The organism is Klebsiella sp. HMSC16A12, from assembly GCF_001808265.1.
Classification (GTDB): domain Bacteria; phylum Pseudomonadota; class Gammaproteobacteria; order Enterobacterales; family Enterobacteriaceae; genus Klebsiella; species Klebsiella pneumoniae.
In genome coordinates, this window is sequence record NZ_KV792516.1 from 49,903 (window position 1) to 71,773 (window position 21,871).

Annotated in this window: 21 protein-coding genes; 18 read left to right on the forward strand and 3 right to left on the reverse strand. The window is 57.6% G+C overall.

Features of this window, described 5'->3' with window-relative positions:
- Window positions 1-94: 94 nt before the first annotated feature.
- The 3 genes from mazG to eno all read left to right on the forward strand — a co-directional run bounded on the left by mazG (window position 95) and on the right by eno (window position 4,184).
- Entirely contained in the window at window positions 95-886 is a 792-nt protein-coding gene (gene mazG / locus HMPREF3140_RS00220) for a nucleoside triphosphate pyrophosphohydrolase (RefSeq protein ID WP_002915215.1), read from the forward strand.
- A gap of 280 nt (window positions 887-1,166) precedes the next feature.
- On the forward strand, window positions 1,167-2,804 hold the full coding sequence (gene pyrG, locus HMPREF3140_RS00225) for a glutamine hydrolyzing CTP synthase (RefSeq protein ID WP_004142808.1): 1,638 nt from the start codon (window positions 1,167-1,169) through the stop codon (window positions 2,802-2,804).
- 81 nt (window positions 2,805-2,885) lie between these two features.
- Window positions 2,886-4,184, forward strand: a complete 1,299-nt coding sequence (eno, locus tag HMPREF3140_RS00230) for a phosphopyruvate hydratase (protein ID WP_002915213.1) — start codon at window positions 2,886-2,888, stop codon at window positions 4,182-4,184.
- Between the two features lie 63 nt (window positions 4,185-4,247).
- On the opposite strand, the gene HMPREF3140_RS00235 is transcribed toward eno, so the two are convergent.
- Window positions 4,248-5,357, reverse strand: a complete 1,110-nt coding sequence (locus HMPREF3140_RS00235; RefSeq protein ID WP_004210593.1) for an SDR family oxidoreductase — start codon at window positions 5,355-5,357, stop codon at window positions 4,248-4,250.
- 474 nt (window positions 5,358-5,831) lie between these two features.
- Between HMPREF3140_RS00235 and queE the strand changes: the two genes are divergently transcribed.
- The gene (gene queE / locus HMPREF3140_RS00245) at window positions 5,832-6,503 is read left to right on the forward strand and encodes a 7-carboxy-7-deazaguanine synthase QueE (RefSeq protein ID WP_002915210.1); all 672 of its coding nucleotides are present in this window, start codon (window positions 5,832-5,834) and stop codon (window positions 6,501-6,503) included.
- 40 nt (window positions 6,504-6,543) lie between these two features.
- Here queE and queD read toward each other — a convergent pair whose 3' ends face one another.
- The gene (gene queD, locus HMPREF3140_RS00250; protein ID WP_004174641.1) at window positions 6,544-6,909 is read right to left on the reverse strand and encodes a 6-carboxytetrahydropterin synthase QueD; all 366 of its coding nucleotides are present in this window, start codon (window positions 6,907-6,909) and stop codon (window positions 6,544-6,546) included.
- 316 nt (window positions 6,910-7,225) lie between these two features.
- On the opposite strand from queD, the gene cysJ reads away from it, so the two are divergent.
- The 3 genes from cysJ to cysH all read left to right on the forward strand — a co-directional run bounded on the left by cysJ (window position 7,226) and on the right by cysH (window position 11,570).
- Window positions 7,226-9,025 carry an NADPH-dependent assimilatory sulfite reductase flavoprotein subunit gene (gene cysJ, locus HMPREF3140_RS00260; protein WP_023284186.1) on the forward strand — a complete coding sequence of 600 codons (1,800 nt, stop codon included), beginning with the start codon at window positions 7,226-7,228 and terminating at the stop codon, window positions 9,023-9,025.
- Window positions 9,025-10,737, forward strand: a complete 1,713-nt coding sequence (gene cysI / locus HMPREF3140_RS00265; protein WP_004900203.1) for an assimilatory sulfite reductase (NADPH) hemoprotein subunit — start codon at window positions 9,025-9,027, stop codon at window positions 10,735-10,737. Before cysJ ends, cysI begins: the two co-directional genes overlap by 1 nt.
- A gap of 98 nt (window positions 10,738-10,835) precedes the next feature.
- Window positions 10,836-11,570: a phosphoadenosine phosphosulfate reductase gene (gene cysH, locus HMPREF3140_RS00270; protein ID WP_002915177.1), complete on the forward strand. Its 735-nt coding sequence runs from the start codon at window positions 10,836-10,838 to the stop codon at window positions 11,568-11,570.
- A gap of 72 nt (window positions 11,571-11,642) precedes the next feature.
- On the opposite strand, the gene HMPREF3140_RS00275 is transcribed toward cysH, so the two are convergent.
- Window positions 11,643-12,689, reverse strand: a complete 1,047-nt coding sequence (locus HMPREF3140_RS00275) for an aminopeptidase (RefSeq protein ID WP_004174643.1) — start codon at window positions 12,687-12,689, stop codon at window positions 11,643-11,645.
- Window positions 12,690-12,935: 246 nt separating this feature from the next.
- Here HMPREF3140_RS00275 and cysG point away from each other — a divergent pair, with 246 nt between their 5' ends.
- The 11 genes from cysG to HMPREF3140_RS00330 all read left to right on the forward strand — a co-directional run bounded on the left by cysG (window position 12,936) and on the right by HMPREF3140_RS00330 (window position 21,754).
- Window positions 12,936-14,342 (forward strand): siroheme synthase CysG, encoded by a 1,407-nt coding sequence (gene cysG, locus HMPREF3140_RS00280; protein ID WP_074195493.1) that lies wholly within the window; start codon window positions 12,936-12,938, stop codon window positions 14,340-14,342.
- Window positions 14,343-14,351: 9 nt separating this feature from the next.
- Window positions 14,352-15,260 (forward strand): sulfate adenylyltransferase subunit CysD, encoded by a 909-nt coding sequence (gene cysD / locus HMPREF3140_RS00285; RefSeq protein ID WP_002915160.1) that lies wholly within the window; start codon window positions 14,352-14,354, stop codon window positions 15,258-15,260.
- 9 nt (window positions 15,261-15,269) lie between these two features.
- Window positions 15,270-16,697, forward strand: coding sequence for a sulfate adenylyltransferase subunit CysN (cysN, locus tag HMPREF3140_RS00290; RefSeq protein ID WP_002915159.1), 1,428 nt, complete (start codon window positions 15,270-15,272; stop codon window positions 16,695-16,697).
- Entirely contained in the window at window positions 16,697-17,302 is a 606-nt protein-coding gene (gene cysC / locus HMPREF3140_RS00295) for an adenylyl-sulfate kinase (RefSeq protein WP_002915158.1), read from the forward strand. The genes cysN and cysC overlap by 1 nt, the downstream gene beginning before the upstream one ends.
- A gap of 50 nt (window positions 17,303-17,352) precedes the next feature.
- Complete coding sequence (locus tag HMPREF3140_RS00300; protein ID WP_002915157.1) at window positions 17,353-17,679, forward strand: DUF3561 family protein; 327 nt, start codon at window positions 17,353-17,355, stop codon at window positions 17,677-17,679.
- Window positions 17,680-17,819: 140 nt separating this feature from the next.
- Window positions 17,820-18,137: a cell division protein FtsB gene (gene ftsB / locus HMPREF3140_RS00305; protein ID WP_002915156.1), complete on the forward strand. Its 318-nt coding sequence runs from the start codon at window positions 17,820-17,822 to the stop codon at window positions 18,135-18,137.
- 19 nt (window positions 18,138-18,156) lie between these two features.
- On the forward strand, window positions 18,157-18,867 hold the full coding sequence (gene ispD, locus HMPREF3140_RS00310) for a 2-C-methyl-D-erythritol 4-phosphate cytidylyltransferase (protein WP_004174645.1): 711 nt from the start codon (window positions 18,157-18,159) through the stop codon (window positions 18,865-18,867).
- Window positions 18,867-19,346, forward strand: a complete 480-nt coding sequence (gene ispF, locus HMPREF3140_RS00315) for a 2-C-methyl-D-erythritol 2,4-cyclodiphosphate synthase (protein WP_004181093.1) — start codon at window positions 18,867-18,869, stop codon at window positions 19,344-19,346. Before ispD ends, ispF begins: the two co-directional genes overlap by 1 nt.
- Window positions 19,343-20,392, forward strand: a complete 1,050-nt coding sequence (gene truD / locus HMPREF3140_RS00320) for a tRNA pseudouridine(13) synthase TruD (RefSeq protein ID WP_004185423.1) — start codon at window positions 19,343-19,345, stop codon at window positions 20,390-20,392. The genes ispF and truD overlap by 4 nt, the downstream gene beginning before the upstream one ends.
- Window positions 20,373-21,134 carry a 5'/3'-nucleotidase SurE gene (gene surE / locus HMPREF3140_RS00325; protein WP_004174648.1) on the forward strand — a complete coding sequence of 254 codons (762 nt, stop codon included), beginning with the start codon at window positions 20,373-20,375 and terminating at the stop codon, window positions 21,132-21,134. Before truD ends, surE begins: the two co-directional genes overlap by 20 nt.
- Window positions 21,128-21,754 carry a protein-L-isoaspartate(D-aspartate) O-methyltransferase gene (locus HMPREF3140_RS00330; protein ID WP_002915108.1) on the forward strand — a complete coding sequence of 209 codons (627 nt, stop codon included), beginning with the start codon at window positions 21,128-21,130 and terminating at the stop codon, window positions 21,752-21,754. The genes surE and HMPREF3140_RS00330 overlap by 7 nt, the downstream gene beginning before the upstream one ends.
- The last annotated feature ends 117 nt before the right edge of the window (window positions 21,755-21,871 follow it).

Consider the following 21,871-nt stretch of genomic DNA (forward strand, 5'->3'; position numbering starts at 1 on the left):
TAAGGCGAAGCCGCCATCCGGCAATTTCGCAACGTCGGATAAGGTCTAAACGCCTTATCCGGCCGACTATTTTTAAAATTTCCAGGATTGTCACATGACTCAAATTGACCGCTTGCTCGGCATCATGCGCCGCCTGCGCGACCCGGAAAACGGCTGCCCATGGGATAAAGAGCAGACCTTTGCCACCATCGCCCCTTACACCCTTGAGGAGACCTACGAGGTCCTCGATGCTATCCAGCGGGAAGATTTTGACGATCTGCGCGGTGAGCTGGGCGATCTGCTGTTCCAGGTGGTGTTCTATGCGCAAATGGCGCAGGAAGAGGGACGCTTTAACTTTGACGATATCTGCGCCGCCATCAGCGACAAGCTGGAGCGTCGCCACCCGCATATCTTCGGCGAGGCATCGGCGGGCAATAGCACGGAAGTCCTGGCCCGCTGGGAGCAAATCAAAAGCGCGGAGCGAGCGGAAAAAGCCCAGCATTCGGCCCTGGACGATATTCCCCATAGCCTGCCGGCGCTGATGCGCGCGCATAAAATCCAGCGCCGCTGCTCGGCAGTGGGTTTCGACTGGACCTCGCTGGGCCCGGTGCTCGACAAAGTGCATGAAGAAATTGATGAAGTGATGCATGAAGCGCAGCAGGCGGTGGTGGATGAAGCAAAACTGGAAGAGGAAGTGGGCGATCTGCTGTTTGCCACGGTGAATTTATCCCGTCATTTGGGCGTCAAAGCCGAGGTGGCGCTGCAGAAAGCAAACCTCAAATTTGAGCGTCGTTTCCGCGAGGTCGAGCGTATTGTCGCCGCCCGAGGCCTGGAAATGACCGGCGTCGACCTCGATACCATGGAAGAAGTGTGGCAGGAAGTAAAACGCCAGGAAACTGATCTCTAACGGATTTTCGTGATCAAGCGCGATTTGTGTGATTTTATAAATAACAAGCGCTTGATTTACGTCAAAAACATTTCGCCAAAAGCGTCTATTTTCTCTTTCCGTTATGTCGTTGAAACACCATGTAGCCTGCCTCTTCGAGTTGTTCGAGTCGCAACACAGGTGCAACTTGAAGAACGAAGGGGAGGGGAAGAATGAAAGTTTGTGGCGTCACGCATGTTCGGGTATACTACTTTCCCGTCCTGGTTATTCCATCGTTTTACCCTAACTTCTCAGGTTCAGCATGACAACGAACTATATTTTTGTGACCGGCGGGGTCGTATCCTCTCTGGGTAAAGGCATTGCCGCAGCCTCCCTGGCAGCCATTCTTGAAGCCCGTGGTCTCAACGTGACCATCATGAAACTGGATCCGTATATCAACGTCGATCCGGGCACCATGAGCCCAATCCAGCATGGGGAAGTGTTCGTTACTGAAGACGGCGCAGAAACCGATCTGGACCTGGGCCACTATGAGCGTTTTATCCGCACCAAGATGACGCGCCGCAATAACTTCACCACCGGCCGTATCTACTCCGACGTGCTGCGCAAAGAGCGCCGTGGCGACTACCTGGGCGCGACCGTTCAGGTTATCCCGCACATCACCAACGCTATCAAAGAGCGCGTACTGGCGGGCGGCGAAGGCCATGACGTCGTGCTGGTGGAAATCGGCGGTACCGTAGGCGATATCGAATCCCTGCCGTTCCTCGAAGCGATTCGTCAGATGGCGGTAGAGATCGGCCGCGAGCATACCCTGTTCATGCACCTGACTCTGGTGCCGTACATGGCCGCCGCGGGCGAAGTCAAAACCAAGCCGACCCAGCACTCCGTAAAAGAGCTGCTCTCCATCGGTATTCAGCCTGATATTCTGATCTGCCGCTCCGATCGCGCGGTTCCGGCCAACGAACGAGCCAAAATTGCTTTGTTCTGTAACGTTCCGGAAAAGGCTGTGATTTCTCTGAAAGACGTCGATTCCATTTATAAAATTCCGGGCCTGTTGAAATCTCAGGGGCTGGACGATTATATTTGTAAACGATTCAGCTTAACTTGTCCGGAAGCAAACCTGGCCGAATGGGAACAGGTAATCTATGAAGAAGCTAATCCGGCAGGCGAAGTCACCATCGGTATGGTCGGTAAGTACATTGAACTGCCGGATGCCTACAAGTCGGTGATTGAAGCGCTGAAACACGGCGGTCTGAAAAATCGCGTTACCGTCAACATCAAGCTGATCGATTCGCAGGATGTGGAAACGCGCGGCGTCGAAATCCTCAAGGATTTAGACGCTATCCTGATCCCGGGCGGCTTCGGCTACCGCGGCGTTGAAGGCAAGATCGCCACCGCGCGCTATGCGCGTGAAAACAATATTCCTTATCTGGGCATCTGCCTGGGTATGCAGGTTGCGCTGATTGAGTTCGCGCGTAACGTAGCGGGTATGGAAAACGCCAACTCGACGGAATTTGTGCCAGACTGTAAATACCCGGTCGTGGCCCTGATTACCGAATGGCGTGACGAAGATGGCAACGTTGAAGTCCGCTCTGAGAAGAGCGATCTGGGCGGCACCATGCGCCTGGGCGCGCAGCAGTGCCAGCTGAGTGATGATTCTCTGGTACGCCAGCTTTACGGCGAGCCGACCATCACCGAGCGTCATCGTCACCGCTACGAAGTCAACAACATGTTGTTGAAACCGATTGAAGCTGCCGGTCTGCGCGTTGCGGGCCGTTCCGGGGATGATCAGTTGGTCGAGATCATCGAAGTGCCGAACCATCCGTGGTTTGTGGCCTGCCAGTTCCACCCGGAGTTTACTTCGACGCCGCGTGATGGACACCCGCTGTTTGCCGGCTTTGTGAAAGCCGCGAGCGAGTACCAGAAACGCCAGGCGAAGTAAAAAGAGTTTGAACGGCAATGCACCCATCCGGGTGCATTGTTTGTCTGGAGTTTTAGTTTAACTTGTACTGAGGAAAACCTAATGTCCAAAATCGTTAAAGTCATCGGTCGTGAAATCATCGACTCCCGTGGTAACCCGACTGTTGAAGCCGAAGTACACCTGGAAGGTGGTTTCGTCGGTATGGCAGCTGCTCCGTCAGGTGCTTCTACTGGTTCCCGCGAAGCGCTGGAACTGCGCGATGGCGACAAATCCCGTTTCCTGGGTAAAGGCGTAACCAAAGCTGTTGCTGCGGTAAACGGCCCGATCGCTCAGGCAATCCTGGGCAAAGATGCTAAAGATCAGGCTGGCATCGACAAGATCATGATCGACCTGGACGGTACTGAAAACAAATCTAACTTCGGTGCGAACGCTATCCTGGCCGTTTCTCTGGCGAACGCCAAAGCAGCTGCTGCGTCCAAAGGCCTGCCGCTGTACGCGCACATCGCTGAACTGAACGGCACTCCGGGCAAATACTCCATGCCGGTTCCGATGATGAACATCATCAACGGCGGTGAGCACGCTGACAACAACGTCGACATCCAGGAATTCATGATTCAGCCGGTTGGCGCGCCGACCCTGAAAGAAGCAGTACGCATGGGTTCTGAAGTGTTCCATCACCTGGCGAAAGTGCTGAAGTCCAAAGGCATGAACACTGCCGTTGGTGACGAAGGCGGCTACGCGCCGAACCTGGGTTCCAACGCCGAAGCGCTGGCTGTTATCGCTGAAGCGGTTAAAGCTGCAGGCTACGAGCTGGGCAAAGACATCACCCTGGCGATGGACTGCGCGGCGTCTGAATTCTACAAAGACGGTAAATACGTTCTGGCTGGCGAAGGCAACAAAGCGTTCACCTCTGAAGAGTTCACTCACTTCCTGGAAGAGCTGACCAAACAGTACCCGATCGTCTCCATCGAAGATGGTCTGGACGAATCTGACTGGGAAGGTTTCGCTTACCAGACCAAAGTACTGGGCGACAAAATCCAGCTGGTTGGTGACGACCTGTTCGTAACCAACACCAAGATCCTGAAAGAAGGCATCGAAAAAGGCATCGCTAACTCCATCCTGATCAAGTTCAACCAGATCGGTTCTCTGACCGAAACTCTGGCTGCTATCAAGATGGCGAAAGACGCTGGCTACACCGCTGTTATCTCTCACCGTTCTGGCGAAACTGAAGACGCTACCATTGCCGACCTGGCTGTTGGTACCGCTGCAGGCCAGATCAAAACTGGTTCTATGAGCCGTTCTGACCGCGTTGCTAAATACAACCAGCTGATTCGTATCGAAGAAGCGCTGGGTGAGCAAGCGCCGTTCAACGGTCGTAAAGAGATCAAAGGTCAGGCTTAATCCTGTCCTTGTGAAATAATCATGCCAGCCTTCGGGCTGGCATTTTTTTTACGCCTGCGGCCATTATTTAAAGTCGACGGCCATTTGCTGAGGGATCGACAACCCGCGGGTGGTTTCCACGCAGCGGTCGATGTAATCGGTAAAGCGCGGCGGTTTTGGCATCCCCATGCTCAGCAGCTTGTCGTTACTAAAGCGCACGTTCAGGGTGGCGAACGCGCCGTATAAGCGCATGGCTTTCAGCATCAGCCGCTCATTGCATGGCCCAAATATCCCTTTCAGTTCGCGTCTCATTTTGACCAGCGTTTCATAGCTCACCTGGGCGTACTTATCCCCCACCGGCGCCTGCTCCAGGGCCTGAGCCATCGCCCGGTCGATTTCGGCAAACTTCACGCTGTTCTCTTCGCCAGCAGAGATATGCACCACCTCGCCGTGAGCCAGAGGCTGGTTAAGCAGCATTAGCAGGGCGTCGGCGCAGTAGTCCACCGGGATAACGTCAATTCGGTCCTCCATGGAGCACATGAATTTCTGCAGCATCAGCCCCATGCTGAACACCCAGAAAATACTGCTGGAAGGCCGGCAGCCGTGATGGGTATGACCCACCACGATAGAGGGGCGGGCAATTACCAGCGGTAGCGTAGGGCACTGCTGCTGCATCAGCTGCTCGATGGTCGACTTCGAGTGGGTATATTCCACCAGGTGCTCAGCGCGTTCCCGAAACTCCGCGCTTTCGGCGACCAGTGAATCCGGTTCAGGCGAACATGACATCGCCGTACCGACGTGCAGAAAGCGCTGCAGACCCGTCACCTGCGCCATACGTTGCGCCAGGCGCAGCGTGCCCTCAACGTTAACCTTCCAGATAAGCGGGTTGCTGCCAAATGAGGCGACAGCGGCGCAGTTGAGGATGTGCGTGACCTGATCGAGGCGCGGATCGTTAAGAAAATGCTCCGGAGAGGCGAGATCGCCCAGAAGGATATGCTGCTGGCGCAACATCGCCAGCTTCTCCTCGGCGATGTTGAACTTACGCATGTTCTCTTTGACCCGTTCGAGGCCAGCCTCGGGGCTATCAGCACGTACCAGCAGCAGCAGATCTAACCGGGTTTCCTGATGGAGTATTTTCTCTAACGCGGCACCGCCCAGAAACCCCGTAACGCCGGTAATTAATAATGTGGTCATAAACGCTATCTCATTATGGTTGGTCTGCGGGATTCTAGGCGGGCAAAAGTAAACGACAATTAAATAAAAAAGGGGCCCGATCAGGGCTTTATTAAGACCAGTTTAAGGTTATTATTACCGGGGGATAGAATTGGACTCGCAGATCGGCCAGATAATTCACTCTTTCATGTATCAGTTTGTACATTGCTGTATTTTAAGGTTTTTTATTTTGGTTCTTGGACCTTTTATTTTATCCTGAATGACAGGAATAACATTTTCTGTTACATATTTCCCCCCGCGCGTCAGAATGCTATTTATTTTAATTCTTACCATGCTAATAAACTAAGCCAAAAGAAAAGATTGCTTTTTTAATCAATAATATTATTCCCGACACGGATATTGACGGAGGGGTAAAAAAGCGATCGCAGCGCAGGACAAGACCTGGGCAGCGAAATCTGCGATAATGAACGTTTATCACCCTAAACAGAGATGACTATGCAGTACCCGATTAACGAGATGTTCCAGACCCTGCAAGGCGAGGGTTACTTCACCGGCGTGCCTGCCATCTTTATTCGTCTGCAGGGATGCCCGGTAGGATGCGCGTGGTGTGACACCAAGCATACCTGGGACAAGCTGGCCGATCGGGAAGTGTCGTTGTTCAGCATCCTGGCGAAAACCAAAGAGAGCGACAAGTGGGGCCCGGCAAGCAGCGAGGATCTGCTGGCGATTATTGGGCGGCAGGGGTGGACAGCCCGCCACGTGGTTATTACCGGCGGTGAGCCCTGCATTCATGATTTAACGCCGTTAACCTCGCTTCTGGAACAAAACGGCTTTAGCTGTCAGATTGAAACCAGCGGCACCCATGAAGTACGCTGCAGCCCCAATACCTGGGTGACGGTTTCCCCGAAGGTCAACATGCGCGGTGGCTATGACGTGCTGTCTCAGGCCCTGCAGCGGGCGGATGAGATCAAGCATCCGGTAGGGCGCGTCCGCGACATAGAAGCGCTGGACGAACTGCTGGAAACGCTGAGCGATGACAAACCGCGGATCATCGCCCTGCAGCCGATCAGTCAGAAAGAAGATGCGACGCGCCTGTGTATCGACACCTGCATCGCCCGCAACTGGCGCCTGTCCATGCAGACGCACAAGTATCTGAATATTGCCTGATAAAAAAGCCCGGCAGCGTACTGACCGGGCTTTTTTTCGCTTACTCGCCGCGATAGACGCAGCCGGCGGTGCAGGTCTCTTTGACCATCACGGCGCTAAGCAGCGGCACCCGCGGTTTCATCTCATCCCAGATCCATTTGGCCAGCACTTCGCTGGTGGGGTTTTCCAGACCAGGAATATCGTTCAGATAATAGTGGTCGAGGCGATCGTATGTCGGCTTAAAGGCGGCCTTCAGCTCGGCAAAATCCATGATCCACCCGGTATGGGGATCGACTTCACCGGTGATCTCCAGACGCACCATAAAGGAGTGGCCATGCAGGCGACCGCATTTGTGTCCTTCCGGGACGTGCGGCAGGTGGTGGGCGGCTTCGAAGGTGAAATCTTTAAACAGCGTGGTGGACATCATTGACTCTCAACAGGACGAAAAAAACCGCCGTAGGGTACCGGAAAGTACATTTTTTCGCATTAACTAAAACGGCCGTGAACAGAAAATGGACATGTTTATCTGCTTTATTTGATTTAATCTATTATATTTCAATTGCTTATTTAATCGATTTTGTTGTTAATAACTACAACTAAAACAGGTTAGTCCATTTGGTTATTTATTATTTCCATCCCTTCTTTAATTGTTACTATGCCCGCCGTTAACCTTCTATTCTCTTCTGTTTTTGTCGCGCTGACAGGGTGCGAATAACAGCTTTGCTTACTGGAACAAACGACGCATGACGACACAGGCCCCACCTTCCAACTTGCTACCGCTCAACCCGGAGCAACTGGCGCGCCTTCAGGCGGCCACCACTGACTTCACGCCCACTCAGCTCGCCTGGGTATCTGGCTATTTCTGGGGCGTGCTGAATCAGCAGTCCGGCGCGGCGGTAGCCGAACCCGCCCCGGCCGCCGAGGTACCGACGATCACGCTGATTTCCGCCTCGCAAACCGGCAACGCCCGCCGCGTCGCCGAAGCGCTGCGTGACGATCTGCTGGCGGCGAAGCTGAACGTGAAGCTGGTGAATGCAGGCGATTATAAATTCAAACAAATTGCTGCGGAAAAACTGCTGGTGGTAGTGACGTCCACCCAGGGGGAAGGAGAGCCGCCGGAAGAAGCGGTCGCATTGCATAAGTTCCTGTTCTCTAAGAAAGCGCCGAAGCTGGACGGGACCGCATTCGCCGTCTTTGGTCTCGGCGATACCTCTTATGAATTTTTCTGTCAGTCCGGCAAAGATTTCGACAACAAGCTGGCCGAGCTCGGCGCGGAACGTCTGCTCGATCGCGTTGATGCCGACGTTGAATATCAGGCCGCGGCCGCTGAATGGCGCGCGCGCGTGGTTGAGGCGCTGAAGGCCCGTGCGCCGGTCGCTGCGCCCGCTCAGCTGGCCACCAGCGGCGCGGTGAACGATATTCACACCAGCCCATATACCAAAGAAGCGCCCCTGACGGCGACCCTGTCGGTCAATCAGAAAATCACCGGCCGCAATTCAGAAAAAGATGTGCGCCATATCGAAATAGACCTCGGTGATTCCGGTCTGCGCTATCAGCCGGGCGACGCCCTGGGCGTCTGGTACCAGAACGATCCTCAGCTGGTGAAAGAGCTGGTGGAGCTGCTGTGGCTGAAAGGCGACGAGCCGGTGACCGTTGAGGGTAAAACTCTGCCGCTGTCGGAAGCCCTGCAGTGGCATTTTGAGCTGACGGTTAACACCGCGACTATCGTTGAAAACTACGCCACCCTGACGCGCAGCGAATCGCTGCTGCCGCTGGTGGGCGACAAAGCTCAGTTGCAGCAGTATGCCGCCGCGACGCCGATCGTCGATATGGTCCGTTTCTCTCCGGCGCAGCTGGACGCTGAGGCGTTAATCGGTCTGCTGCGTCCGCTGACGCCGCGCCTGTATTCTATTGCTTCCTCACAGGCGGAAGTGGAGAGCGAGGTGCATGTCACCGTGGGCGTGGTGCGCTATGAAATTGAAGGCCGCGCCCGGGCTGGCGGCGCCTCCAGCTTCCTCGCCGACCGCGTGGAAGAGGATGGCGAAGTCCGTGTCTTTATCGAACACAACGACAACTTCCGTCTGCCAGCCAACCCGGAGACCCCGGTGATCATGATTGGCCCGGGCACCGGTATTGCGCCGTTCCGCGCCTTTATGCAGCAGCGCGCTGCGGACGGAGCGCAAGGCAAGAACTGGTTGTTCTTCGGCAACCCGCACTTCACCGAAGATTTCCTCTATCAGGTGGAGTGGCAGAGCTATGTGAAGGAAGGTCTGCTGACCCGTATCGATCTGGCCTGGTCCCGCGATCAACAACAAAAAATCTATGTGCAGGACAAACTGCGCGAGCAGGGGGCCGAGCTGTGGCGCTGGATCAATGACGGCGCCCACATTTATGTCTGCGGCGACGCCAATCGTATGGCGAAGGACGTGGAAAACACCTTACTGGAAGTGATTGCCGAATACGGCGCGATGGACGCCGAAGCGGCGGACGAATTTTTAAGTGAGCTGCGCGTTGAGCGCCGTTATCAGCGAGATGTCTACTAATGAGCGAAAAACATCCGGGGCCTTTAGTGGTCGAAGGTAAACTGAGCGATGCCGAGCGCATGAAGCTTGAGAGCAATTACCTGCGCGGCACCATTGCGGAAGATTTAAACGACGGTCTGACCGGCGGTTTTAAAGGCGATAACTTCCTGCTGATCCGTTTCCACGGCATGTACCAGCAGGACGATCGCGATATCCGCGCGGAGCGCGCCGCCCAGAAGCTGGAGCCGCGTCATGCGATGCTGCTCCGCTGCCGTCTGCCGGGCGGGGTGATCACCACCACCCAGTGGAAGGCGATCGATAAGTTTGCCGCTGAGAACACCATTTACGGCAGTATTCGCCTGACCAACCGGCAGACCTTTCAGTTCCACGGCATTCTGAAAAAGAACGTCAAGCCGGTGCATCAGATGCTGCACTCGGTGGGGCTGGACGCGCTGGCCACCGCCAACGATATGAACCGTAACGTGCTGTGCACCTCCAACCCCTACGAGTCGCAGCTGCACGCTGAGGCCTACGAGTGGGCGAAAAAGATCTCTGAGCATCTGCTGCCGCGTACCCGCGCTTATGCCGAGATCTGGCTGGATCAGAAAAAGGTCGCCACTACCGACGAAGAGCCGATCCTCGGCCAGACCTATCTGCCGCGTAAGTTTAAAACCACGGTGGTGATCCCGCCGCAGAACGATATCGATCTGCACGCTAACGACATGAACTTCGTGGCGATTGCCGAAAATGGCAAGCTGGTAGGCTTTAACCTGCTGGTGGGCGGCGGTCTCTCTATCGAACATGGTAACAAAAAAACCTACGCCCGCACGGCGAGCGAATTCGGTTATCTGCCGCTGGAGCATACGCTGGCGGTGGCGGAAGCGGTTGTGACCACCCAGCGCGACTGGGGCAACCGTACCGACCGTAAGAATGCGAAAACCAAGTACACCCTTGAGCGCGTCGGTGTCGAAACCTTCAAAGCGGAAGTGGAGCGCCGGGCAGGCATTAAGTTTGAGCCGATCCGCCCGTACGAATTTACCGGCCGCGGCGATCGCATCGGCTGGGTGAAGGGGATTGATGATAAGTGGCACCTGACGCTGTTTATTGAAAACGGCCGCATTCTCGATTATCCGGGGCGTCCGCTGAAGACTGGCCTGCTGGAGATTGCTAAGATCCATCAAGGCGAATTCCGCATCACCGCTAACCAAAACCTGATTGTCGCCAGCGTACCGGAAGATCAGAAGGCGCGGATCGAGAAGCTCGCGCGGGATCATGGCCTGATGAATGCCGTCACCCCGCAGCGCGAAAACTCGATGGCCTGCGTCTCCTTCCCGACCTGTCCGCTGGCGATGGCGGAAGCCGAGCGTTTCCTGCCGTCGTTTATCGACAAGGTGGAAGGGGTGATGAGCAAGCACGGCGTGAGCGATGAGCATATCGTCACCCGCGTCACCGGCTGCCCGAACGGCTGCGGCCGCGCGATGCTGGCGGAAGTGGGACTGGTGGGCAAAGCGCCGGGCCGCTATAACCTGCACATCGGCGGTAACCGCAACGGCACCCGCATCCCGCGGATGTACCGTGAGAATATTACCGAGTCGGAAATTCTCGACTCGCTAGACGAACTGGTAGGGCGCTGGGCGAAAGAGCGCGAAGCGGGTGAAGGCTTCGGCGATTTTACGGTGCGTGCGGGCATCATTCGCCCGGTGCTCGACCCAGCCCGCGATTTCTGGGAATAACATCCTGGTGCCCGGTGGCGCGTAGCGATCCGGGCCAGCGAAACCCGTAGGCCGGACGAACGCAGTGTCGTCCGGCAAAACAGGCAAACGAGGTTCATATGTCCGTACTCGATCTAAACGCGCTTAATGCATTGCCGAAAGTGGAACGCATTCTGGCACTCGCGGAAACCAACGCCCAACTGGAAAAGCTTGACGCCGAAGGGCGTGTGGCGTGGGCGCTGGAAAATCTGCCGGGAAACTATGTGCTGTCGTCGAGCTTTGGCATTCAGGCGGCGGTCAGTTTGCATCTGGTGAATCAGATCCGCCCGGATATTCCGGTGATCCTCACCGATACCGGCTACCTGTTCCCGGAAACCTATCAATTTATTGACGAGCTGACGGACAAGCTCAAGCTGAACCTGAAGGTCTACCGCGCGGCTGAAAGCGCGGCCTGGCAGGAGGCGCGCTACGGCAAGCTGTGGGAGCAGGGCGTTGAGGGCATTGAGAAATACAATGAGATCAACAAGGTTGAGCCGATGAACCGGGCGCTGAAAGAGCTCAACGCGCAGACGTGGTTTGCCGGTCTGCGCCGCGAGCAGTCGGGCAGCCGGGCTACGCTTCCGGTGCTGGCGGTCCAGCGCGGGGTGTTCAAGGTGCTACCGATTATCGACTGGGATAACCGCACGGTGTATCAGTACCTGCAAAAGCACGGGCTGAAGTACCACCCGCTGTGGGATCAGGGCTATCTCTCGGTAGGCGATACCCACACCACCCGCAAATGGGAGCCGGGCATGGCAGAAGAAGAGACCCGGTTCTTCGGGCTTAAACGCGAGTGCGGATTGCACGAGGGTTAAGCTGTTAGCTCTTCCTCTGAGTGATAATTCAAAAAGAACACGCGGGCGATACCGCGCGTTCTTTTGTGCGTATTAGCTTTTCTTCTCCACCTTCGCCAGCTCTTTCACCAGCGGCAGCATGACTTTCACTACCTCGCGTCCGCGGTGTTCGATGCGCCCCGGCAGCGCGTGGTCGATATACTGCTGATTATCCAGCTGGACGTCATGCCAACTGGTTCCCTGCGGGAAACTGGCCGATTTGCTCCGCTGCTGATAGCCATCTTTTTTGCCGAGTGACCAGTTAGTCGCCTCGACCGACAGCACCGGGATCCCGGCGTTGTCGAAGACGCTGGCGTCATTGCAGCAGCTGGTGCCTTTCGGATAAGCCGGGTTGAGTCCCGGGTTGGTGTAGGCGGCGATGCCCTTGCTGCGAGCGATAGCCAGCGCGCGGTCGCGGGTCAGCTTGCGCACCGAGGCCGGCGTGCTGCGGCCGCTGTTGAAGTAAAGCTTATCGCCCACCACCAGATTATCGAGATTGATCACCAGCAGGGTATTTTTCTTTTCCGCTTCGCTCATCCGCTGCAGCAGGTTTTGCGCGCCGAGACGGCCTTCCTCTTCACCGCTGGTGGCGATAAAGCGGATGCCATAGCGGGTAGGGACGTTCTTTAAATGCTCCGCCAGCTCCAGCAACACGCCAAGTCCCATCGCGTTGTCGTCGATGCCCTGCAGCGTCAGGCCGCCGAGGTTGTTCTCCACGTCTTTATCGCTCTGCGGCGCATAGGTGTCGAGGTGTGCCATGATAATAATCTGCTGGCGCACTTTACCTTCATGGGCGGCGATCACCGTACTACCGGTGGCGTTATGCCAGTTCTTGCGCTGATTGCTGTCGGTATAGATATAGCGGGTATTGAAGCTTCGCACGTCGCTCTGATACCCCATCAGGGCGAACTGCTGGCGCAGATAGTCAGCTGAGAGCATTTCCGGCGGCGTTCCGGTCATTCGTCCCGGGAAGACGGTGGCGATATGGCGGGCCTGGCTACTGGCGGTGTCGCCCAGCGCGCTGAATGCGGGGGCGGCGGCAAAAACAAAACCGGTGCCGAGCGCCAGCGGAAGCAGACGGCGGCACAACGCGGAAAACATAAGGGGTCCTTACACGAACAAGACAATTTGACGCGTACAGTATGAAACTGTGACCGCGGTTAAACAATTTCAATTGCTCTTAAATAGCGGAAAAATAGCGCGTTAAGCACTTTTTGATATTTGTATTTCCGCCGCGTTATTCCTTTGTGTCACAACTCATTCCATTTCGTAATTTCATTTGCTCTAAGGCGCACCCTATAGTCGCAGTATCGCTGAATGTAAGAGAGTTGTTGCACCGTGGATTACTTGCCCCTTTTTGCCGAACTGAAACAAAGGCCCGTGCTGGTGATCGGCGGCGGCGAGATTGCTGAACGTAAGATCAAGTTCCTGCTGCGCGCCCAGGCGCAGGTGCAGGTGGTCGCTGAAACGCTGTCACCGGCGCTGGCCGATCTGGCTGCGCGCCAGGCACTCAGCTGGCGGGCGACGGAATTCAGCGACTCGCTGGTGGATGATGTCTTTCTGGTGATTGCGGCCACCGAGGATGAGGCGCTTAACCAGCGGGTATTTGCGGCAGCTAACGCGCGCTACCGGTTGGTCAACGTGGTGGATAACCAGGCGCTGTGCTCGTTTGTTTTCCCTTCTATCGTCGACCGTTCGCCGCTGCTGGTGGCGATCTCCTCCAGCGGTAAAGCGCCGGTACTGTCGCGCATTCTGCGTGAAAAAATCGAAGCGCTGCTGCCGACGAATCTCGGTCGGCTGGCGGAATCAGCAAGCTACTGGCGCAACCATCTGAAAACCCGCCTGACGACCACCGAAGCGCGTCGCCGCTTCTGGGAGCGCGTCTTTACCGGCCGCTTCGCCAGCCTGATGGTGGCGGGCAACTCTGCGGAGGCGGAAAAAGCGCTGCAGGATGAGCTCGACAAACCCGAACGCGAGACGGGAGAAATGATTCTGGTCGGCGCCGGGCCGGGCGATGCCGGGCTGCTGACCCTTCGCGGTCTGCAGGCGATCCAGCAGGCGGACGTGGTTTTCCACGACCATCTGGTGACTCAGCCGGTTCTCGAGCTGGTGCGCCGCGATGCCGAGCTGATCTGCGTTGGCAAACGCGCCGGCGAGCACTCGGTGCCGCAGCATGAAACCAATCAGCTGCTGGTGGAGGCGGCGAAGGCGGGGAAAACCGTCGTGCGCCTGAAGGGCGGCGATCCGTTTATTTTTGGCCGCGGCGCAGAAGAGCTGCAGGCTGCCGCCGAGGCGGGGATCCCGTTCCAGGTGGTGCCGGGCGTCACCGCTGCCGCCGGAGCGACGGCCTACGCCGGTATTCCGCTGACCCATCGCGATTATGCGCAAAGCGCCGTCTTTGTCACCGGCCACTATAAGCCGGACAGCGCCCCCTTCGACTGGTCGCTGCTGGCGAAGAGCCAACAGACGCTGGCGATCTACATGGGCACCATGAAGGCAGCGGAAATCAGCGCCCAGCTGATCGCCCACGGTCGCGACAGCGACACGCCGGTGGCGGTAATTTCCCGCGGCACCCGTGACGATCAGCAGACGATAACCGGCACATTGCAACAACTCGAACACCTGGCGAAAGACGCCCCGATGCCCGCCCTGCTGGTGGTAGGCGAAGTGGTGCAGCTGCATCAGCAGCTCGCCTGGTTTCAACATACATCATCCGCCGAGGGGTTTAACGCTTCGGTGGTCAATCTGGCTTAAGGAACGGTTATGGACCAAAAACGACTCACTCACCTGCGGCAACTGGAGGCGGAAAGCATCCATATTATTCGTGAGGTGGCCGCCGAATTTTCTAACCCGGTAATGATGTACTCCATCGGGAAAGATTCCAGCGTAATGCTGCATCTGGCGCGCAAAGCGTTTTATCCGGGAACCCTGCCGTTCCCGCTGCTGCACGTCGATACCGGCTGGAAATTCCGTGAGATGTATGAGTTCCGCGACCGGACCGCTAAAGCCTACGGCTGTGAACTGCTGGTGCATAAAAACCCGGAAGGGGTGGCGATGGGCATCAACCCGTTTGTCCACGGCAGCGCCAAGCATACCGATATCATGAAAACCGAAGGGCTGAAGCAGGCGCTGAACAAATACGGCTTTGACGCCGCGTTCGGCGGCGCGCGTCGCGACGAAGAGAAATCCCGCGCGAAAGAGCGCATCTACTCCTTCCGCGACCGTTTCCACCGCTGGGACCCGAAAAATCAGCGTCCGGAGCTGTGGCACAACTACAACGGCCAGATTAACAAAGGCGAAAGCATCCGCGTCTTCCCGCTCTCCAACTGGACAGAGCTGGATATCTGGCAGTACATCTATCTGGAAAATATTGAAATCGTGCCGCTGTATCTGGCCGCTGAGCGTCCGGTGCTGGAGCGCGACGGTATGCTGATGATGATCGATGACGACCGTATCGATCTGCAGCCGGGCGAGGTGATTGAAAAACGGATGGTGCGTTTCCGTACCCTCGGCTGCTGGCCGCTGACCGGCGCGGTGGAGTCTGAAGCGCAGACGCTGCCGGAAATTATTGAAGAGATGCTGGTATCGACCACCAGCGAACGTCAGGGGCGCGTCATTGACCGCGACCAGGCCGGCTCGATGGAGCTGAAGAAACGTCAGGGGTATTTCTAAGGAGCCGCCATGAACACGACCATTGCCCAACAAATTGCCAACGAAGGCGGCGTAGAAGCTTACCTGCACGCGCAACAGCACAAGAGCCTGCTGCGTTTTTTGACCTGCGGCAGCGTCGATGACGGCAAAAGCACCTTAATTGGCCGCCTGCTGCACGATACGCGCCAGATCTATGAAGACCAGCTCTCTTCGCTGCACAACGACAGCAAGCGTCACGGCACCCAGGGCGAAAAGCTGGACCTGGCGCTGCTGGTGGACGGCCTGCAGGCCGAGCGCGAGCAGGGCATCACCATCGACGTGGCCTATCGCTACTTCTCGACCGAAAAGCGCAAATTTATCATCGCCGACACCCCGGGGCACGAGCAGTACACGCGCAATATGGCCACCGGCGCGTCCACCTGCGACCTGGCGATCCTGCTGATCGATGCGCGCAAGGGCGTGCTCGACCAGACCCGCCGTCACAGCTTCATCTCGACGCTGCTGGGCATTAAACACCTGGTAGTGGCGATCAACAAAATGGATCTCGTCGAGTTTAGCGAAGCGCGCTTCAACGAGATCCGGGAAGATTATCTGACCTTTGCCGAGCAGCTGCCGGGCAACCTTGATATCCGCTTTGTGCCGTTGTCGGCGCTGGAAGGCGATAATGTCGCCAGCCAGAGCGCGAATATGCCGTGGTACAGTGGCCCGACGCTGCTGGAAGTCCTCGAAACCGTGGAGATCCAGCGGGTGGTCGAGAGCCAGCCGCTGCGCTTCCCGGTGCAGTATGTTAACCGTCCGAACCTTGATTTCCGCGGCTTCTCCGGCACGGTCGCCTCCGGTACCGTGCAGGTTGGCCAGCGTCTGAAGGTGCTGCCGTCGGGCGTCGAATCGAGCGTGGCGCGTATCGTCACCTTCGACGGCGACCTGCAGGAAGCCGCCGCCGGCGAAGCCATTACCCTTGTGCTGAAAGATGAAATCGACATCAGTCGCGGCGACCTGCTGGTTGACGCGCAAGCCTCGCTGCCGGCGGTACAAAGCGCCAGCATCGACGTGGTGTGGATGGCCGAACAGCCGCTGACCCCGGGCCAGAGCTACGACATCAAAATCGCCGGCAAGAAGACCCGCGCTCGCGTCGACGCTATCCGCTACCAGGTCGATATTAACAACCTGACCCAGCGTGAAGTCGAGTCTCTGCCGCTGAACGGCATCGGCCTGGTGGAGCTGACCTTTGACGAACCTTTAGTGCTGGATCCGTATCAGCAAAACCCGGTGACCGGCGGGCTTATCTTTATCGATCGCCTGACCAACGTCACCGTCGGCGCCGGGATGGTCAACGAGCCGCACCTGCAGGCATCGACTTCGGCATCACAGTACAGCGCCTTCGAGCTGGAGCTGAACCAGCTGATCCGTAAACATTTCCCGCACTGGGACGCCCGCGACCTGCTGGGAGGCAAATAATGGCCCAGCATGACGAAAACGTCGTCTGGCATGCCCACCCTGTGACCCAACAGCAGCGGGAACAGCATCACGGCCATCGCGGCGTGGTGCTGTGGTTTACCGGCCTTTCGGGGTCGGGTAAATCCACCGTCGCCGGGGCGCTGGAGGAGGCCCTGCATGAGCGCGGCGTCAGCACCTATCTGCTGGACGGTGACAACGTGCGCCATGGCCTGTGCAGCGACCTGGGATTCAGCGATGAGGATCGCAAAGAGAACATTCGCCGCGTCGGCGAAGTGGCCAGGCTGATGGTCGATGCCGGGCTGGTGGTATTGACGGCATTTATATCTCCGCACCGTGCGGAACGGCAGATGGTGCGCGAGCGCCTCGGGGAAGGACGCTTTATCGAAGTGTTCGTCGATACCCCGCTGGCCATCTGCGAGGCGCGGGATCCGAAAGGATTGTATAAGAAAGCGCGGGCAGGGGAATTACGCAATTTCACCGGTATAGACTCGGTCTATGAGGCACCGGAAAAGGCGGAAATTCATCTGGATGGTGAACAATTGGTAACAAATTTGGTGCACCAACTATTAGACCTGCTGCAACAGAGCGATATTATCAGATCCTGAAACGGCAGCGGCATCGAGGGGTGCCGGTTGCCCGGTCTACAGGATTCGATATGCGCAATACCCAGAACCTCAGTATTATTCGTTCAGAACCGCCTCCGGCGATCGGCGACGAGACCACCTGGTCTTTGTCGGGCGCTGCCGTGGGCTTTATTTCGTGGCTGCTGGCGCTGGGTATTCCCTTCCTTCTCTATGGCAGTAATACACTCTTCTTTCTCCTCTACACCTGGCCATTCTTCCTTGCGTTGATGCCGGTGGCGGTGGTGGTCGGTATTGCGCTGCACTCTCTGCTCAATGGCAAACTGCTCTATAGCGTCAGCGCGACCATCCTGACCGTTGGACTGATGTTTGCGCTACTCTTCCTCTGGCTGTTGGGATAACCCGTTGCTGGTATGAATCAAGCATGGGTATCGACAGCAAAAATATGGTACAGTCCCCGCGTTACGCGGCATCGTCCGCGCGCCCCGGTAGCGTACCCGGGCGAGTTTTGGGATGATGATGCCGTTTTTCAGGGGGCAGGATGGGTAAACTTACGCTGCTATTATTAGCTTTGCTGGTCTGGCTACAGTATTCGCTGTGGTTCGGTAAAAACGGCCTGCACGACTACACGCGGGTTAACGACGACGTCACCGCCCAGCAGGCGACTAACGCCAAATTAAAAGCACGCAACGATCAGCTGTTTGCCGAAATTGACGACCTCAACGGCGGGCAGGAAGCGATTGAGGAGCGTGCGCGCAATGAACTCAGCATGACCCGCCCGGGCGAAACCTTCTATCGTCTGGTACCGGATGCGTCTAAACGCAATCAGGCATCGGGGCAACAGCAGAACAATCGATAACCAGGCCCAGGATTACAACATGGCAGCCACTTTTCCGGGCGTTTGCGCCGTGGTGCCGGCAGCCGGTTTCGGCCGCCGCATGCAAACGGAATGCCCGAAACAATATCTCTCAATCGGTAACAAAACGATTCTCGAACACGCGGTCGCCGCGCTGCTGGCGGATGCGCGCGTCCAGCGGGTGGTGATTGCCGTCAGCCCCGGCGATCGCCGCTTCAGCCAGCTGCCGCTGGCGCAGCATCCGCAGATTACCGTGGTGGATGGCGGCGCCGAGCGCGCCGATTCGGTGCTCGCCGGCCTGCAGGCGTTGCCGGAGGCGCAGTGGGTGCTGGTGCATGACGCCGCGCGCCCCTGCCTGCATCAGGACGACCTCAGCCGCCTGCTGTCGCTCTGCGAAACCAGCCGCGTCGGCGGGATCCTTGCGGCGCCAGTGCGCGACACCATGAAGCGCGCCGAGCCGGGCAAAACCGCTATCGCCCATACCGTCGACCGCAATGACCTGTGGCATGCGCTCACCCCGCAACTTTTCCCTCGCGAGCTGCTGGTGGATTGCCTCACTCGCGCGCTAAACGAGGGAGCCACTATCACCGATGAAGCCTCGGCGCTGGAGTACTGCGGCTTCCATCCGCAGCTGGTCGCCGGACGCGCGGATAATATTAAAGTGACGCGCCCGGAAGACCTGGCGCTGGCTGAATTTTACCTCACCCGTTCCCGACACCAGGAGAAAGCTTAATGCGAATTGGACATGGTTTTGACGTACACGCTTTTGGCGGTGAAGGCCCAATCATCATTGGCGGGGTACGCATTCCTTATGAAAAAGGGCTGCTGGCCCACTCCGACGGCGACGTCGCGCTGCATGCGCTGACCGACGCGCTGCTTGGCGCCGCGGCGCTGGGCGATATCGGCAAGCTGTTCCCCGATACCGATCCGGCGTTTAAAGGCGCCGATAGCCGCGAACTGCTGCGCGAAGCATGGCGCCGCATTCAGGCCAAGGGCTATACGCTCGGCAACGTCGACGTCACGATTATTGCCCAGGCGCCGAAAATGCTGCCGCATATTCCGCAGATGCGCGTCTTTATCGCTGAGGATCTCGGCTGCCATATGGACGACGTCAACGTGAAAGCGACCACCACCGAGAAGCTCGGCTTCACCGGCCGCGGGGAAGGGATCGCCTGCGAAGCGGTTGCGCTGCTGCGTAAGGCCGACAAATGATCGCCTTTGACCAACTGACCTGGCTGCACGGCAAGCCGCAGAGCAGTGGGCTGCTGAAAGCCAATCCGGAAGATTTTCTGGTGGTGGAAGATCTGGGCTTTGCCCCGGACGGCGAAGGCGAACACGTGCTGGTGCGGATCCTGAAAAACGGCTGCAATACGCGCTTTGTCGCCGACGCGCTGGCAAAATTCCTTAAGATCCACGCCCGTGAAGTGAGCTTCGCCGGGCAAAAAGATAAGCACGCGGTCACCGAGCAGTGGCTGTGCGCCCGGGTGCCCGGCAAAGAGATGCCGGACCTGAGCAAATTTCAGCTCGAGGGCTGCCAGGTACTGGAATATGCTCGCCATAAGCGTAAGCTGCGTTTAGGCGCGCTGAAAGGCAACCAGTTTACCGTGATCCTGCGCGAGATTAGCGATCGCCAGGACGTGGAGACGCGTCTGCAGGCCATCGCTGAACGGGGAGTGCCGAACTATTTCGGCGCGCAGCGCTTCGGCATTGGCGGCAGTAACCTGCAGGGTGCCCTGCGCTGGGCGGAGAGCGGCGCGCCAGTGCGCGATCGCAATAAGCGCAGTTTTTGGTTGTCGGCAGCCCGCAGCGCGTTGTTTAATCAGCAAGTGAGTATTAGATTAAAAAAAACGGAATTTAATCAGGTCGTTGATGGCGATGCGCTACAATTAGCGGGGCGCGGGAGCTGGTTTGTCGTCACACCGGAAGAACTCGAGGTTTCGCAGGCGCGGGTGCATAACCGCGAACTGATGATTACGGCCACGCTGCCGGGCAGCGGCGACTGGGGAAGCCAGCGCGACGCCCTGGCTTTCGAGCAGGCCGCGATTGCCGAGGAAACCGCGTTGCAGGCGCTGCTGGTACGGGAGAAAGTCGAGGCGGCGCGCCGGGCGATGCTTCTCTATCCACAGCAGCTCAGCTGGAACTGGTGGGATGACGTAACCGTTGAACTGCGTTTCTGGCTGCCGGCGGGCAGCTTCGCCACCAGCGTGGTCAGGGAGCTTATCAATACAACGGGTGACTATGCGAATATTGCTGAGTAACGATGACGGGATCCATGCGCCGGGGATACAGACCCTGGCGAAGGCCTTAAGGGAGTTTGCCGAGGTCCAGGTGGTTGCACCCGATCGTAACCGCAGCGGGGCCTCAAATTCGCTGACGCTGGAATCGTCCCTGCGTACGTTTACCTTTGAAAATGGCGACATCGCCGTCCAGATGGGCACCCCGACCGACTGTGTCTATCTCGGCGTGAACGCGCTGATGCGCCCGCGTCCGGACATCGTGGTTTCCGGTATTAATGCCGGCCCCAACCTGGGCGACGACGTCATCTATTCCGGCACCGTGGCCGCGGCGATGGAAGGCCGTCATCTGGGGTTCCCCGCGCTGGCCGTGTCGCTGAACGGCTATCAGCATTACGATACCGCCGCGGCGGTAACCTGCACCATTCTGCGCGCCCTAAGCCGCGAGCCGCTGCGTACCGGGCGGATCCTTAACATCAACGTGCCGGATCTCCCGCTTGATCAAATCAAGGGCATTCGCGTGACCCGCTGCGGCAACCGCCATCCGGCCGACCAGGTGATCCCGCAACAAGATCCTCGCGGCAACACCCTGTACTGGATTGGCCCGCCGGGCGATAAGCGCGATGCCGGGCCGGGCACCGATTTTGCGGCAGTGGATGAAGGCTATGTTTCCGTGACGCCATTGCACGTCGATTTAACCGCCCATCAGGCGCATGAGGTGGTCACCGATTGGCTGGAACGTGTCGGGGTTGACAGGCAATGGTAAGTAAACGTGTTGAAAGTTTGTTGAATCAACTGCGCACGCAGGGCATCGTCGATGAACGTGTCCTCGAGGCGATCGCGCTGGTCCCGCGCGAAAAGTTTGTTGATGAAGCCTTTGAACATAAAGCGTGGGAAAACACCGCGCTGCCGATTGGCCAGGGGCAGACCATCTCCCAGCCGTATATGGTGGCGCGAATGACCGAGCTGCTGACGCTGACGCCGGAGTCGCGGGTGCTGGAGATCGGCACCGGTTCCGGCTACCAGACGGCCATCCTGGCGCATCTGGTGCATCACGTATGCTCGGTAGAGCGAATTAAGAGTTTACAGTGGCAGGCGCGTCGTCGCCTGAAACAACTTGATTTACATAATGTTTCAACCCGTCATGGCGATGGGTGGCAAGGTTGGCAGGCGCGGGCGCCGTTTGATGCCATTATTGTGACGGCGGCGCCGCCGGAAATACCGACCGCGCTGCTGGCGCAGCTGGATGATGACGGCGTGCTGGTGCTGCCGGTCGGCGAAGAGCATCAGTTTCTCAAACGGATCCGTCGTCGGGGCAACGAATTTATCATTGATACCGTCGAGGCCGTTCGCTTTGTTCCCCTAGTGAAGGGGGAGCTGGCCTGAGACCCGGATTATTCCAGGTTTTTTTTGCCTGACTTTAGGCGTAGGGTGGACACATTTTTCAGTGTCCTGGCCGGGCGCCGCCCGGTAAGCAAGATATTGGCAGTTAACATATTCCTG